This window comes from Aliidiomarina sp. (assembly GCF_047920995.1).
Lineage (GTDB): Bacteria > Pseudomonadota > Gammaproteobacteria > Enterobacterales > Alteromonadaceae > Aliidiomarina.
In genome coordinates, this window is the sequence record NZ_JBLRWZ010000076.1 from 1 (window position 1) to 1852 (window position 1852).

Sequence of the window (1852 nt, forward strand, 5' to 3'; positions counted from 1 at the left end):
TTGCCGAACCGCTTCTTCAGAAACAGTAACTCACCACGGGGCATGCATCGGCATCTACCCAAATTGTAAAACTCACACTATTCACTCTTTGTTTTTTACGTTGCGCTCATTTTAAAGATTACCCATGAAAGCGCAAAGTAATTCCGAGTTTCAATTGCTGCCGCACTTCCGCCGTTAAATCCGCTATCAACATTGGGTTGGAATAGCCCTGTTCGTTAAGCGTAAGCATTAGCATATCGTTTTTAACATTTACCTTGCCTAGCAGTTGCGAAGGCTGGCGATCGGTATTAAAAATTACCGCTAAACGCAGCAACGCTATTAATCGATGTAAATCGCGCTGCTCAAATAACTGCAGCTGCGCAATACGATCTAGGCGAATTTTCTTGCGGAAATTACCCACCAATGCCGCCACCAGGGCTTGTTCTTCTTTACTGAAACCGGGCATATCCGCGTTTGCTACAATGTATCCCGAATGATTCTGAATACCACTTGAATTAATATGCAACCCCACTTCATGCAGCCACGCCGCCCAGCTCAGCCGGCGCAGCCAATCTTCGCTATCGAGGCGCCACGCTTTTTTAGTAGCGCGCAGCATTTCATTCGCCGTATCAGCTACGCGCTCCGCCTGCGTGCTATCAATTCGGTAACGCGCCACCATGGCATCTACAGTTCGTTGCCGCACGTCTTCGTTTCGCATAACTCGGTTTGCAAGCTCATACAAAACGCCCTCTCGTAATGCTGAATCGTGGGTAGCAAATTCTTTAATATCTAACTCTTCGCATACCGCTATTAGTATCGCCAATCCGGCCGCAAGCACTAATTTCCGATCATCGTCCATGCCCAGCGCGTTAAATTCACTAATATGTTTATGCTGTAACAGTTCTTCGGCGCAACGTTCAAGTTGTTCTCGGTTGAATAATTCGCAACTCGGCTCTTCCCGCTGTTGTACCCACTGACAAATCGCTTTAATGGTTCCAGAAGTACCTAAATAGTGCTCGGCTTCGAAACGTCGATAGCTATTTGCAGCCGATTCCAATTCATTACGCGCGGCCACTTTCGCCCGAGTAAAGCGCTTTGTGCTTAATTTGCCATTCCGAAAGAAACGCTCTGTAAAACTTACACAGCCCATTGAATTGGAGTTTACGAGCTCTGCTTCAAATTCGGTACCCGCCACAATTTCCGTGCTACCACCACCAATATCCACCACGATCCGCTTACCCGTGAACGAGCTCGTGTGAGCAACGCCGCGATATATGAGGCGAGCTTCTTCGTGGCCCGAGATGATGTTTATTGGAAACGGCAGAAACTCGGCCGCGCGGGCTAAAAATACATCGGCGTTCTTCGCTTGCCGCAAGGTATGAGTGGCTACCACATATACTTGTTCGGGGTTAAACCCTTGCAGCCGATCGGCGCACAAACGCAACGCATCGAGCCCACGCTGCATTGCTTCCTCATTTAGTTTGCGGCTTTTACTCAAACCATTCGCTAGCATTACGCGCTGCTTGAAGCGTAACAGTGGCTGCAAATGCCCATCAATAATACGCGCTGTAACCAAATGAAAACTATTAGAGCCTAAATCGAGCGCCGCAAACTGCGCCGCGTTATCATTAGGGCTACTCTCTGCATCCTGCTCGTTGCCCTCAAGTACCGCAACCATATCTGCAGCTTTCACGTTTGCATTGGCTATAGCAGGCATTTCATTCATTTGTTGTCCCTGTTCTCGAAACATGTATTGCATCTAGCAACTGTTCGTTATGCGCCTTTAGGTAATCATATATCGCCACTTGCGAACGCACCTTTTTGCGGTTACCTCGCGGCTTATAATGATTATTTTGATCTGCATCCACAATAC

General features: G+C 47.9%; 1 protein-coding gene. It reads right to left on the reverse strand.

From position 1 onward, the window contains the following. Positions 1-118: 118 nt before the first annotated feature. Positions 119-1705: an exopolyphosphatase gene (locus ACNA7P_RS11150; protein WP_416258697.1), complete on the reverse strand. Its 1587-nt coding sequence runs from the start codon at positions 1703-1705 to the stop codon at positions 119-121. Positions 1706-1852: the final 147 nt, after the last annotated feature.

Bases quoted from the DNA above. Each gene is read 5' to 3' on its own strand.
- ACNA7P_RS11150 (WP_416258697.1), bottom strand. From the start codon at position 1,705: ATGAATGAAATGCCTGCTATAGCCAATGCAAACGTGAAAGCTGCAGAT.